This window comes from Stutzerimonas sp. C6.4V (assembly GCF_058536345.1).
In genome coordinates this window covers 805,808-819,587 of record NZ_JBZUBM010000002.1, presented here as the reverse complement: position 1 = coordinate 819,587, position 13,780 = coordinate 805,808, and the positions used below count along the sequence as shown (strand labels likewise).

General features: G+C 62.4%; 11 protein-coding genes. 1 reads left to right on the top strand and 10 read right to left on the bottom strand.

The annotated features are described in order from the left end of the window. Positions 1-538: 538 nt before the first annotated feature. From AC4LFW_RS19630 to AC4LFW_RS19600, 7 genes are all read right to left on the bottom strand, one after another. Positions 539-1,756 carry an aldose 1-epimerase family protein gene (locus tag AC4LFW_RS19630; RefSeq protein WP_491821289.1) on the bottom strand — a complete coding sequence of 406 codons (1,218 nt, stop codon included), beginning with the start codon at positions 1,754-1,756 and terminating at the stop codon, positions 539-541. Between the two features lie 133 nt (positions 1,757-1,889). Further along, a complete protein-coding gene (locus AC4LFW_RS19625; RefSeq protein WP_491821287.1) occupies positions 1,890-2,453 on the bottom strand; it encodes a histidine phosphatase family protein in 564 nt (187 codons plus the stop codon). Between the two features lie 146 nt (positions 2,454-2,599). Continuing rightward, positions 2,600-3,022, bottom strand: coding sequence for an HPF/RaiA family ribosome-associated protein (locus tag AC4LFW_RS19620; RefSeq protein WP_491821285.1), 423 nt, complete (start codon positions 3,020-3,022; stop codon positions 2,600-2,602). A gap of 95 nt (positions 3,023-3,117) precedes the next feature. Beyond that, complete coding sequence (locus AC4LFW_RS19615) at positions 3,118-4,446, bottom strand: NTP/NDP exchange transporter (RefSeq protein ID WP_491822197.1); 1,329 nt, start codon at positions 4,444-4,446, stop codon at positions 3,118-3,120. Between the two features lie 37 nt (positions 4,447-4,483). Continuing rightward, positions 4,484-5,401, bottom strand: a complete 918-nt coding sequence (locus tag AC4LFW_RS19610; protein WP_491821283.1) for an aldo/keto reductase — start codon at positions 5,399-5,401, stop codon at positions 4,484-4,486. A 169-nt stretch (positions 5,402-5,570) separates the two neighbouring features. After that, positions 5,571-7,175, bottom strand: coding sequence for a methyl-accepting chemotaxis protein (locus AC4LFW_RS19605; protein ID WP_491821281.1), 1,605 nt, complete (start codon positions 7,173-7,175; stop codon positions 5,571-5,573). Between the two features lie 352 nt (positions 7,176-7,527). Next, on the bottom strand, positions 7,528-9,453 hold the full coding sequence (locus tag AC4LFW_RS19600; protein WP_491821279.1) for a RecQ family ATP-dependent DNA helicase: 1,926 nt from the start codon (positions 9,451-9,453) through the stop codon (positions 7,528-7,530). Between the two features lie 310 nt (positions 9,454-9,763). Between AC4LFW_RS19600 and AC4LFW_RS19595 the strand changes: the two genes are divergently transcribed. Next, positions 9,764-10,012, top strand: coding sequence for a DUF2790 domain-containing protein (locus tag AC4LFW_RS19595; protein WP_491821277.1), 249 nt, complete (start codon positions 9,764-9,766; stop codon positions 10,010-10,012). 80 nt (positions 10,013-10,092) lie between these two features. Here AC4LFW_RS19595 and AC4LFW_RS19590 read toward each other — a convergent pair whose 3' ends face one another. The 3 genes from AC4LFW_RS19590 to hslO form a co-directional block, all read right to left on the bottom strand. Then, positions 10,093-10,695, bottom strand: a complete 603-nt coding sequence (locus tag AC4LFW_RS19590) for a nitroreductase family protein (RefSeq protein WP_491821275.1) — start codon at positions 10,693-10,695, stop codon at positions 10,093-10,095. A gap of 273 nt (positions 10,696-10,968) precedes the next feature. Beyond that, positions 10,969-12,510 carry a phosphoenolpyruvate carboxykinase gene (locus tag AC4LFW_RS19585; protein ID WP_491821273.1) on the bottom strand — a complete coding sequence of 514 codons (1,542 nt, stop codon included), beginning with the start codon at positions 12,508-12,510 and terminating at the stop codon, positions 10,969-10,971. Positions 12,511-12,666: 156 nt separating this feature from the next. Further along, complete coding sequence (hslO, locus tag AC4LFW_RS19580) at positions 12,667-13,554, bottom strand: Hsp33 family molecular chaperone HslO (protein WP_491821271.1); 888 nt, start codon at positions 13,552-13,554, stop codon at positions 12,667-12,669. Positions 13,555-13,780: the final 226 nt, after the last annotated feature.

The window sequence follows — 13,780 nt, the reverse complement described above, 5'->3', positions numbered from 1 at the left end:
CCGCCGCATGCCCCGCCAGCCGTAGCGCTCGCGGCTGCTCTGGCATGCAGGGCATACCGATCAGCAACAGCAGGCCAGGCCGAGAGCGGCCTGATCGGCGATCAGCGACTGAACCGGCATTGGAGCCGAGGCATCCTCTTTCGGCGATACAGGTTACGGCAGACCCACTGGCCGATGATCTCTAGCGGGTCCGGCTGATGGCCTGAGCAGAAAGCAAAAAACCCGCCGAGGCGGGTTTTTTCTGACCTTATCGAAATCCCTTCGAGTGCCATCCTGGCGGTGGTCGATCTTCCTGATCCTGAGCGCGTCCTGCGCTTCAGAGTGGGTGTAGATTAATTACCTGCCGGCATGAGCAGAAGCGGAGATTGCCGCTGGGTTTTGTAAGCCTTTGGCTATAGCGGCATGAAGCCTGCCCTCGATGCATGTGAGCGGTCCTGCCCATCAGGATGTCGGGTCGTCGCTTACAACCCTTTGCTACAGCGGCCTGTAGCGGATCTCGGGCCGCTGATCGCATGGGCATAGCGCTCCCCGATGCGTATTAGTTCTCTTGGTCCAGATCGACCAGCGGCTCTTGTCTCACTTCGGTCTCCCGCCCGCCCTGGATCGCCTCGATACGCTTACCTGCATCGGCAACTGCCGTCTTGCTTGTCAGCAGCTCGTAGCGCACATGAAAGTGCTTCTGCTCCCCCGGCTCGATCGTGGGTACCAGACCCAGCGGGCGCTGGTAGGAACGGTTATAGGAATAACTGGTGCCCGGTTCCAGGCCGGTGACATAGCCCTGCTTTTTGGTGTCGGTGTTTTTCCACAGTGAGAACACCGGCAACTCGTCAGTGTTGAAACCAACGGTAACGCCCAGCTCGGCATCACGGTTATGCAGCATGGCCAGCGTTTCGCCGTTGACATCAGCGTAAGGGACGACGTTGTAGACGGTTTCGTCGTAACCGGGGGTTGGCCCGCGGTAGGTCTGCCAGTCATCCAACTCGGTGCCGGCCTTGGCATTGAACGGCGACACCTGCTTGACCGGCGCAACGAAGCGAGCACCCTCTTCCAGCAAGGGAGTACCGAAATTGGTGTGATACAGCGCCTGGTACTCCCGGGCATAGTCGCCCTGGTTGGTCAGGGTGTCATGCAAGGAGAAGCCGCTGCGGCCAGGCTCGGTAGTCAATTCGGTCATGATCGAGAAGTCGACCTTCTTGAAGGCTTTCTCTTTCAACTCGCCGCGCAGACGGATGGCATAGGGCGGCTTCTCATCTATCTGCAGAACCACCCGCGATGCAGGAATGTTGGCTGCGCGACCATGCAGGGTAAGCAACTCGCCATTGTCTTCGCCAGGGTGGCCGACCCACTCGTAACCACAGCGCGTCACCAGTTCATTGAAACCTTCCAGCCAGCCCAGCCCACCGCGTCCGTTGAGTTCGATAAAGGCAGGGTTGACCACCTCGTCCACCGGCGAGTCCCAGCCCAGACGGACGTTGCCGGCAACCGCTTCGAGGACGTTCATGCCGCGATCGGGAATCACCGTGATCTTCATCGTGCCGTTATCGATCTCGATCAGGCTGACACCCTCCTGACGCCCCCCGTGCAAGGTGCGCATGCTGACCGTGAACGGGCTAGCTGCCTTGATTCCAAGTTCTTCGCTGGTTATGCGCCAGTTTTCTGCGGGCTTGTCAGGATCAATCAATACCTGCTCCCAGGCCATGGCGGGAGCGGCCAGGCAGGACAAGCCTATACAGCAGAGAAGAGACGTACGGGTCATACCGAATTTCCTTTTGTGGTTTATCGATCGCCCCATCACGTTAGCTGAAACGTTTCAGCTTGCAAGCCGACGCAGGGCGGTCCCGCGCATTTGGGCCTGTGTCGGGCGTGTTTGCGCTTTGGGGGCGGTCAGGTCAGTGGGATTTATGGTATCGGCTGGGATGCCAGTATCCGGACAGAAGCGGCAGCGCCGGCCCATGCCAGCCGCGTTGACGCAGTTGGGAGGCGATCAGCGCGTTCATGATCTTGTGCCCCATCAACAGCACGCTGCCGTGAATCTCAGCTAGCCGGATGAGCTCTTGCGCCGCAGCACCGGCCCTCTTTCTCGACTCACCGACGGGTTCGGTGTGCTGGGAAAAGCCGAGAAACCACGCCGTGCGAAACGTCATGCGCCATACACGCGACGGCAACAACGGAAAGCGCCAATCTGGATAAGGCAGGTGAGCCTCGGCAAACAGAGGGTTTGGCTCGACCGAGCATTCACAGTGCAGGTGCATGCGTGACTCCACGCAACGCATCAGCGAACTGCAAACCACCATGCCTACGCTGTCGGCCAGCCGCCTCAGGGATTCGGGTCGCTCCCAGGCGACGACATTGGCGGCGTTATACCGCTCGACCCAGGTTTTCATGCCAGCCGGGGTGCTCCAGGACGCGGCGCCGTGATCGGGCCGCCCGTGCCGCACCAGAATGATCTGCATGAAGAGTATTTACCGAGTGGAAAAAGACAGAGGTTAGAAACGAACCGGTCGCTGCGGGTTCCGGCAGCTAGAAAAAGATGGCGAACCAAGCCCCGGACACTACCGGACCGGCAGCGGAGCCCCGGTAAAGTACCGGGGCGCTGGCGTTACTTGTCGAGCTCGTCCTGCTTCTCGAGAAATTCCTCCTCGAGCATGGCGTCCTTTACCGCTTGGGGCTGCTCATCAAGCAGCGGGTCATTGAGCTCACCACCCGACATTACCTTGGTGTCCAGCTTGCCCATCAGGTGTTCAAGGGCATGTCGCATCTTTTCCGCAGCGCCATCCACGGCCAGCTGCAACGACTCGGCCTTGTGGGTCACCGACACGGCCTGGTGGCCCTTGGGGCGTGCTTCGATCTGGCAACGCTTGTCGTCCGCGCCGGCTTTATGTGCGTTCTCGTCGCTGACGTGAACCTCGATACGGGTGAGGAAATCGTCGAAACGTTCCAGCCGCTCCTCTACAGTCGAGCCGACCCATTCATGCAGCTCGACACTGCCGGGGATTTGATGGCTGTTGACTTGAACATGCATACGGCTACTCCTGAATGATGACGTACTAGAGGTTCGAGGCGCCGAAGTCGCCGAGGTTCAGCGGCTTCGTTAGCCAGCGTGCCCGGGCGTCCCGGCTAGCTGCGCAACTGTTCGCGCGGCACCCCCCTGGCAGCGTTGCCTGCCTGGGCTGTCTGGCCGCGATCAGCACGCCCACCCAGATACCAACCCACAGCACCCCAGACGGCAGCGCAGATCGCGCCGACGAGGCCTATCAGCCAGGCGCCCTGACCAAGGGTGTCGAGCAGCGCCTTGGCCCAGCCACTCAGCGCATCGCCGCCGCGATAGACGACGGTGTCGATGAAATTCTTCGCTTTGTACTTGCTCTCGGCATCCAGCGGCGCGAAGAGCATTTCCCGGCCCGGGCGGACAAAGGCGTATTCACCGATACGGCGCACGATCATCACGGCGGCCAGCACGGCGAAGGTGGGCGCCAGCGCCAGGCCGACGAAGCCCAGACAGACCAGCGCCGGCACTGCAGCGAGCAGCACCCGTACGCCCAGCCGCTGAGCGATACGTCCGGTAATGAACAATTGCGACAGCAGCGCACCGGCCTGCACCACGAAATCGATGGCACCGAACACCCGCACCTGCTCGGCGCGGTCCGGAAACAGCCCGGCCACCAGTCGTGCCTGCTCGAAGTAGAGAAATGTGCTGGCGGTGGTCAGCAGCAGAACGAAGACGGCGATACCCAACAGGTAACCGGAGCGCAGCACCCGTGTCAGTCCGCTGAACGGATTGCCGGCGACCGGCCGCCGCGGGCTTTCCGCATGCTCGGCACCCGGTCGACCAGCACCCCGAACTTCGCGCCAAGCCATCAGGTAATGCTTGATTGCCACCGCAGCCGCCAGCAGCAGCGCGGCCAGCAGCATCAGGCCGAACTGCCCGAGCAGGCCCACCAGCAAGGCGCTCAGCGCCGGCCCAACCAGCCCGCCAACACTGGCGCCGGCGGCAATGAAGGCGAACAGGCGACGGGCCTGAGGCGCATCGAACACGTCGGCCATCAGGCTCCAGGCCACCGAGACCACGAACAGGTTGTAGACCGATATCCATACATAGAACACCCGTGCCAGCCAGACGCTGTCGCGCAGCATGAAGAACAGGCCGGCGAGCAACAGCAGGCTCAGGCAGAAGAAGCCGTACACCCAGTCGATGTAATGAATGCGGGCCACCCTTGAGTTGAGCCAGGCAAACAGGGGCACCGCCACCAGCATGGCAACGAAGGTCGCGGTGAACAGCCACTGCAGGTTGTCGACGCCACCCTGGATGCCCATGGACTCGCGAATCGGGCGCAGCATGAAGTAGCCGGCGAACAGGCAGAAAAACAGGCCGAAGCCGGCCAGCGCCGCGCGCAGTTCGCCGGGGCGGGCGTTGATCGTAGCTGCTGCGCGCGCAGCAAGCGGCATCATCAATCAGCCTCCATTGAAGGGGCCCCAACGGCACTCATTGAAAGGCTTCGACGATCATTTCTCGCTGGCGCGCATCCGGCAGCCGGCCCTGCCCGGCCATGATGTTGTCAGCCATATAGCGCGGATTGGAGGTGGCCGGTATCACCGTGGTCACCGCCGGCTCGGCAAGGATGAACTTGAGCAGCAGCTGTGCCCAGGAACTGGCATCGATATCCGCCGCCCAGCTCGGCAGTGGCTTGCCCTTGACCCGCGAGAGCAGGTTGCCGCGGGTAAAAGGCCGGTTGATCAGCGTGGCGATGCCGTTGTCGGCGCAATACGGCAGCAGCCGCTTTTCGGCGTTGCGCTCGCCCACCGAATAGTTGAACTGGACGAAGTCGACCGGCTCCCGCCTGAGCACCTGAAGCAGCCGGTCATGCGCCGATTCGACGTAGTGCGTCACACCGATATAGCGGACACGCCCCTCCTCCTTGAGCTCGCGCAGCAGGCCGAGCTGGGTGCTGGTGTCCTGCAGGTTGTGCACCTGGATCAGGTCGAGGGTGTCAGTCTGCAGCGCTTTGAAGCTCGCTTCGATCTGCGCCAGGCCGCGCTCGCGGCCAGTGGCCGATACCTTGGTAGCGAGGAAAACCCTTTCGCGCGCCTTGCCGCGCTGGACCAGCTCACCCACCACGCGGTCGGCGTTGCCATAGCTCGGTGCCGTGTCGATCACCCGAGCCCCGCCGTCGACAAGGACCCGCAAAACCTCGAGCAACGCCTGCATCTCGCTGTCATCCAGGCGGATGTCATGCGTTCGCGAGGTGCCCAGGCCGATCACGGGAAGCAGTTCCCCTGATGACGGAATCCTGCGCATTCGCAACGGCTCGGCCGCCCGGACAAGTGACGGCCATACGCTGCCAAGTGCAGCGATGGCGGCAAGCAGGGCGGAGCGATGGAGCAGTTGGCGGCGAGTCTGCATGAACGGGTCTCCGGGCGGTCGGCCATGTCGACACCTGAGTATGGTCGACACAGCCCGACTTACCGGCCAACTCGGCAACCAGAGCTTTTCCGATTGTGTCAGCGCTGCCGAGGGTCAGCGGCACAGACCCGCCGCCCGAGCCTCCATCAAAGGCCCTGCACGAACATGTTCAGACGCGGAAGCGCCCAACCAGCCCTGCCAGGTTCTGGGACAACTGGGACAGCTGTCGACTTGCCTGCATGCTCTCTGCCGAATTGGCTGCCGCATCGTTGGACAGGTCCCGGATGTCGGTGATGTTGCGTGCGATTTCCTCGGTAACGCTGCTTTGCTCTTCACAGGCCGTGGCGATCTGGGCCGCCATCTCGTTGATGCGTTGCACGGACTGCATGGTCTCGGCCAGCACCTGATCGACACCCGCGGCGCGCTCGACGCTGTCACGCGCCTTGCCGCTCCCGGCGTGCATTGCCTGCACGGCCTTGGCAACACCACTCTGCAGGCGCTCGATGCGCAGCTGGATGTCCTTGGTCGAATCCTGGGTGCGGGCTGCCAGGGCACGCACTTCATCGGCCACCACGGCGAAACCCCGTCCCTGCTCGCCCGCTCGCGCCGCCTCGATGGCTGCGTTGAGCGCCAGCAGGTTGGTCTGCTCGGCAATGCCCCGAATCACTTCAAGCACCGCGCCAATGCTGGCGGTCTCCTCGGCCAACGCCTCGATGGTCTGCGAGCTGCCCTCCACTTCCTGCGCCAACTGGCGAATCGACTCGATGGTGCTGCCGACCACCTCAGCGCCCCGGCGCGACTGGCGCTCGGCATCATGGGCCGCATCCGAGGCGCTCTGTGCATTGAGCGCAACTTCATTGTCTGCAGCGCTCATCTCGGTCGCCGCCGTACTGACCTGATCGACCGCGGCGTGCTCGCTGGTGATCAGCTGGTCATTGGTTGCCGCCAGCCCCGCCATGCTTCGGGCGGCGGCGTCGACTTCACCGGTCACCCGACCCACTTCGGCGATCAGCGGCTGCAGCTTGTCGAGGAAACGGTTGAAGGCATCGCCCAGCTGGCCCAACTCGTCAGCCGACTGCACCTCCAGGCGGGCCCGCAGGTCGCCGTCTCCCTCGGCGATCTGCTGCAGGCGATAGAGCAGGCGGCGCATCGGTCGCAGCACCATCAGCGGCAGGCCTAGCACCAGCAGCGCGCCCTGTTGACGGGCGGTTGCCGACCCTTCGGCGATGGCTGCCTGGCCTTCGGCGTTGGCAGCCTGCTCCTCGAGTTCACCGAGCTTGTCGATGGCATCACGCATGGCATCGAAACGCGCTTCGCTGTCTCCAAAACTCAGCGCGCTGGCCGCCTGTGGATCGAGGTCGATCTGATCGATCACCCGCTGGGACACCTCCGACCACTGCCGGAAGCCGCTGTTGAACTGCTCGACCAGCGCCAGTGCCTCGGCACCCGGCTGCATGGCCGCGTACTTTTGCACCCGGTCATAGGCCTGCTTGAGGTTTTCCGCATGACTGGCCTTCAGCGCCTGCACGTACTCACCGGCATCACTGTCAAGCAGGCTGCGCTCGGCAACGAAAGCCTGGTAGAGGTCCCGGTCGGCATTGACCAACAGGCCAATGGCGGGAAGGTGCCGTGTTGCCAACCGCTCCCCCGAATCGGCGACACGCTCGATGCCACGCATGCCTACGACGCCCATCAGCACCAGCAACAGGGCCAGCGCCGCAATGGGCAGGGTGATTTTCCAGCGGAATCCGAGATCGGTGAACAGGCGGGGCATGAGAGTGCTCCTGGCAGATATGACGCTGTTATCGGCAGCTATGTCCGCGGCATGAAGTCATTTGGTCGGTACCCATCCAACCGGTGATCGCTTAAGCGCATCGAACCAGACCCATCGCGACTCGAACTGGTGCGATGTCATTAAGACATGGTTACAGCTGCTTAAGGATGAGCACCAAGGTCGGATGGAAATCTTCTACGGAGCGGCTGCTGACTGTTACGGCCGGGCTACGTGCCTTCATCTGAGACTCAACCCGACCTCAATCGCCGGGTTCGTCTCGCCGCATCTGGATCTGACTCGGGTGGAGCGCAGTTGCCCGGCCTGACCGCGCGCTGAGGCTCTTTGCCGATGGCTAGCGCGTCAGCTGCGCGCGAACCTCGGCGTAGGGATAGGCCTCCAGCGAAGCGAAGCCGGGGAGCTGGCGGGCCTTGAGCTTGGTGAACACCGGCACGCTGATGCCACACAGAAAGCGCGTCATGCACTCGGCGCTCGGCGCCCCGCCCTTGAGCTGCGTGTAGCGCTGGCTGAACTCGGCGCAGCGGGCGGCCAGGTCGATCTCGCCCAGCGGCACCAGTGCCGGCGGTTCCGGCAGTCTGGCGACCTGTCCGCGGCAGACCGAGCAATGCCCGCAGTGCTGCGGCGCCTGGCGGTCACCGAAGTAGGCCGCCAGCCGCTGACTCAAGCATTCGGCGGACTCGAACAGCGCCAGCATATTGTCGATGCGGGTGATTTCGCTGGCTTCGTGCCCCTTGAAATAGGCATGCAGCTCGCCACTCAGTGCTTCGGCGTCGAAGCGCTGATCGAGCAGCGCGTAGACCTCGGTCATCTGCTTGCTCTCCAGCTCGATCCAGCCCTTTTCCTGAAAGTACTCCAGCGCCTTAACCACCCGGGCGCGGTCGGCACCGTGCTGCCCATGGAGCGCGTCGAAATCCAGCGTGCACCAGGTCCGCGCCCGCGCCGAGCTGTGCACGATGGCTTCGACGAACCGTCGCCGCTCGCCTTCGAACTTCGCCACCAGCGCCTCGGGTTCGAGCAAGTACTTGAAGCGGTATTCGGCGAAGTAGGCAAAACGCGGTGCGATGATGCCGCGCAGCTCCAGCTGCACCAGCAGGGTTTTCAGCGGCAGCTGGCGGATGTTGCTCTGGTCCGACAGCTGGTTGAGCATCAGCTCCCACTGCCCGCCGGCGCCAGCCTGCAGCAGTTCGTCCAACACGCAGCGGATGCCCTCGCGTTCCGGCGTATCGCCGTAGACGAAGTTCTGCAACACGCTGAGGCTGTCGCGATTGGCCAGCACCAGGCAGTCCGATGGCTTGCCATCGCGGCCGGCACGGCCGATCTCCTGGCTGTAGTTCTCCACCGACTTGGGCAGGTCGTAGTGCACCACGTTGCGGATGTCCGACTTGTCGATGCCCATGCCAAAGGCGATGGTGGCGACGATGCAGTTCAGCTCGCCGGCCATGAAGCGCCGCTGGATCGCCTCACGCAGCTCGTGCGCCATGCCCGCGTGGTAGGCGCTGGCCGGGAAGCCGCGCTGCGCCAGGTGCTCGGCGACCTGCTCGGCGGTCTTCTGTTGGGTGACGTAGACGATGGTGGGCTGGCCGCTCTTGTCGCCCAGCCATTCCACCAGCCGGCGCTGCTTGCCCAAGCCGCTGACCGGCTCCACCAGCAGGTTGAGGTTGGGCCGGTAGAAGCCGGTGGTCACCACGTCATCCTCGGCAATCGCGAATTTGGCCTGCATATCGGCAATGACCGGTGGGGTGGCCGTGGCGGTCAGCAGCAGCACCTGGGGGATGTTGAATTGACGCTGGTAGTCGGGAAGCTTGAGATAATCCGGGCGGAAGTTGTGGCCCCATTCGGAGATGCAGTGTGCCTCGTCTACCACCAGCAGGGAGATCGGTACCTGGCTGATGAAATTGCGGAAACGCTCGTTCTTCAGCCGCTCCACCGAGATCATCAGGATCTTAAGCTCGCCGGACTTGGCGCGCGCCATGGTCTCGCCGGCCTGCTCACGGCTCTGCGCCGAGTCGATGCTCCCGGCAGCGATACCGTGCCGATGCAGAAAGGCCAGTTGATCCTGCATCAGCGCCAGCAACGGCGAGACCACCAGTGTCAGATGCGGCAGTAGCAGCGCCGGCAGCTGGTAGCACAGCGACTTGCCCGATCCGGTGGGGAAGATTGCCGCCGCCGAGCGCCCGGCCACCACGGCGCGGATGGCCTGCTCCTGACCGGGACGGAAGCCGTCATAGCCGAACGTCTGCTTGAGGGTCTGTTCGATCATGCTGAGTCACTCCTTTGACTGGAGGCCGGAGGGTAGCAAAAGGAGGGAGACGGTACTGCAAAGCGTCCGGCAAGTCCTGTCAGCTATCTGAAAGTTCGCGCGGGCCGAGAAAAAGCCACAGGGCAGACTGCAAACGAAGCGGCCAAACATTTCGCTCAATGGGAAGGATTGGATTCTGCAATTACCGTTAGCAGGCTATCTACTTCTACGATTGCAGGGCTCCTGAAAACAAGCATAAGCGCCGCCGGATCAGGTGATTCGCGACGCGAACAGGAACGGAACCTACTAATCAGAATCAGGAATTCCTGCCATGCGCGTTACCCTTGCAACTACTGCCTTGCTACTTTCTGCCGCGTCGCTTGCTCATGCCAACAGCGGCGAACCCGAGCCATACACCTACGGAAGCCGACTCGATATCGCCTCGGTGGTATCCATCAAGATCGAGCCGACGCCTTATTGCGAAGTGACAGACGCCGTCATGACCTATCGGGATTCTTCGGGAGAGCTGCACCAGCTCACCTACCGTACGCTTGCTGACAGCTGCAAGAATCAGAACTGAATAGCCCCAGTGCAATCGCCGATCTGTCTTCAGACAGACCGGCACGCTTCGTCAATTGCGCTAGAGCTTGCCGGGAACGGTCAGAACCGATCGCGGATGACCACTTCGTCGTACGGCAGCTTACCGATGCGCGGCTTGGGGTCGGCAGCTCGCTTGCCCACCGCGACCATCAGGGCAATGACATGGTTGTCGGGCAGGTTGATCAGCTTGGCCACGGCGTCGAAATCGAAGCCATCCATCGGGCAGGAGTCCAGGCCCTTGCCCCGGGCGGCGAGCATCAGCGTCTGCGCCATCAGCCCACAGCTGCGCATGGCCTCATCACGCTGCACCTGCGGCTTGTCGCGGTAGTAGTTGTCGATGGCGCCGGCCATGTAGTCCTGCACCTCGGCCGGTGCGCCTTCCCAGACGCGGCGGACGTTCTTTTCCCAGCTGTCGACCTGGGCACAGACCACCACCAGCATGGAGGCATCGGTCATTTGCGCCTGGTTCCAGCCCACCTCGCGGATCTGCGCACGCAGTTCCGGGTCGCTCACTTCGACGAAGCGCACATGCTGCAGGTTGAAGGCTGAAGGCGCGAGCAGAGCCAGCTGCAACAACTCGTCCTTCTCTTCGCGGCTGAGCTGAAAGCTGGCGTCGTAGGCCTTCACGGCACGGCGGGTCTGGATGGCTTCTTCGATCTGCATGGTGTGGCTCCATAGGGGTGTAAAGGTGGTCGCTATGCTATGCGTGGCCTTCCATCGAATCCATCCGCCTTGGCTGATCGAATCTATCGTGTGGCCCGATCGGTACCGGCACAGCGTCCGCAGATGCCGGTACCGTGGCCGATGGCTGCGATGCGACCTAGGTCAGCTTTGGCGCACAAGGCGATTCTGCCAGCAGGCAACGCCCGTCTCGCCTAGGGTCAGCGCCCACGAAAAAGCCGCCCGAAGGCGGCTTCCTATAGCTTGCGCTGAAGCTTACAGCTGCGGGCCGGCAGCCTTGATGGCGTCGGAGACGTCGAACTTCTTGAAGTTCTCGATGAACTTGTTCGCCAGTTCCTTGGCCGCTTCGTCGTAGGCGTTGCCGTCGGACCAGGTGTTGCGCGGGTTGAGCAGCTGAGTGTCGACACCGGCGACAGCCTTCGGCACGTCCAGGTTGATGATTGGCAGGTGCTCGGTCTCCGCACCGATCAGCGCGCCACTCTGGATCGCAGCGATCACCGCACGGGTGGTCGGGATGTTGAAGCGCTTGCCGACGCCGTAGCCACCGCCGGTCCAGCCGGTGTTGACCAGATAGACCTTGGAGCCGAACGCCTGGATGCGCTTGATCAGCAGCTCGGCATAGACGCCAGCCGGCCGCGGGAAGAAGGGCGCGCCGAAGCAGGTGGAGAAGGTGGACTTGATACCGCTGCCCGAGCCCATTTCGGTGGAACCGACCAGCGCGGTGTAGCCGGAGAGGAAGTGATAGGCGGCCTGCTCTTCGTTGAGGATCGACACCGGAGGCAGAACACCGGTCAGGTCGCAGGTCAGGAAGATCACCGCGTTAGGCTCGCCGCCCAGGTTCTTCTCCGAACGCTTCTCGACGTACTCCAGCGGATACGCCGCGCGGCTGTTCTGGGTCAGGCTGTCATCGCTGTAGTCGGCAACACGCTCGTCATCGAGCACGACGTTTTCCAGCACGGTGCCGAACTGGATGGCTTTCCAGATTACCGGCTCGTTCTTCTCGGAGAGGTCGATGCACTTGGCGTAGCAGCCGCCTTCGATGTTGAACACCACGCCGGTGCCCCAGCCGTGCTCGTCATCACCGATCAGGTGGCGTGACTCGTCGGCGGACAGGGTGGTCTTGCCGGTGCCGGACAGGCCGAAGAACAGGGTCACGTCGCCATCGTCGCCAATGTTTGCCGCGCAGTGCATCGGCAGCACGTCCGCTTCCGGCAACAGATAGTTCTGCACCGAGAACATGGCCTTCTTCATCTCGCCGGCGTAGCGCATGCCGGCGATCAGCACTTTCTTCTGGGCGAAGTTGATAATCACGCAACCATCGGAGTTGGTGCCATCGCGCTCGGGAACGCACTCGAAATTGGCAACGTTGAGAACCTGCCATTCGTCCTTGCCGGCTGGGTTGTACTGCTCGGGATTGATGAACAGCTGGCGACCAAAGAGGTTCTGCCAGGCTGTCGCGGTGGTCATCTTGACCGGCAGGTAGTGACCTTCGGACGAGCCTACGTGCACGTGGGCAACGAAATGGTCCTGAGCCTTGTTGAACGCCTCGACGCGCTCCCAGAGGGCGTCGAACTTGTCGGCCGGGAACGGACGGTTGATCGGTCCCCAGGCAATGGAGCTGTGGGTGCTGGGCTCTTCTACGATAAAGCGATCAGCTGGCGAACGTCCGGTCCGATGGCCGGTTTTCACGACGAGCGCGCCATTGGCGGCCAATTCACCTTCACCGCGCTTGATGGCTTCTTCAACCAGTTGGGCGGTGCTGATATCGATGTACACGGCGTTAGTGGCTTGCGTCATGAGTTCCCCGTCGGCCCTGGGCCGATTCCTCCATGCTGTTGTAGCCCACCTTGCAGTGGACTACACCGAAAAAAAGTGCGCGCGATTATGACAGAAATGACGCTGCGCTGGGTATGAGGCCGTGATGGCGAAAAGGTTCCTACGTCCGGAGACCCTTTAATGACGCGTGCCTGAGGGGCTCTGTGTTCCCGCACCCGCAAACAGCTGGGCGATGTCGGCTGCATCGAAACGGTAGCTGTGGTTGCAGAACTGGCAATCGATAGAGATGGCTCCGCCCTGCTCCTCGACGAGTTGCTCGGCATCCTGCTGGCCAAGGCTGATGACTGCATTGGCCGAGCGTTCACGCGAGCAACTGCAACGAAAGACGATCGGACGGGGATCGAACAGTCGAACCTGTTCTTCGTGATAGAGACGGTGCAGGATGGTCTGGGTATCGAGCCCCAGCAACTCTTCGGTCGACAGGGTATCGGCCAGGGTGCGCAGATGCTGCCAGCTGGCTTCACGCTCTTCGCCATCACGGATACGATCGGCCGGCAGTTGTTGCAGCAGCATGCCACAGGCACGACGGCCGTCGGCGGCGAGCCAGAAGCGCGTTGGCAGCTGCTCGGACGACGCAAAATAATTCGACAGGCTGTCCGCCAGGGTCACGCCATCCAGCGCAACGATGCCCTGATAACGCTGCCCATTGGCCGGGTCGATGGTCATGGCCATCACACCCTCGGGCATCAGCTCGGCCAGGGTCGCACCAGGTGTCAGCTGCGCTTCGTCGTAGCGAGCAATGCCGCGCATCTCGCGCTCGCTCGAACATTCGACCATCAACAAGGGTACGGCACCCGACGAGCGCGCCTGCAACACCATCAACCCGTCGAACTTCAGGGTGCCAACGAGCAATGCCGCTGCCGCAAGCAGTTCGCCCAGCAACTGGGCCACCTGCTCCGGATAGCTGTGCTTGGCCAGCACCTCGGCATAGCTGCGTTCAAGCCCGACCCACTCACCGCGCACGTCGGTCTCATCGAAAAGAAAGCGTTGGGTGAAATCGGACATGCCAAGCTCGCATCTAGATCAGAATGAGGCCGCATTCTAGCAACTTCATAGATCTCTACGGATAAAACGGGACTTTTCGCTGTGACATGCGCGTTGCTTGTGGAGATCCATTGGGGACACCCCTAATAACGCAACGATGGCGCCACCGGATCTGGCAGTCATGAAACATCACTTACGTCAACAAAAAGGCGTCATGGTATCGCCAACAAACGCCGGCTCGACTGGG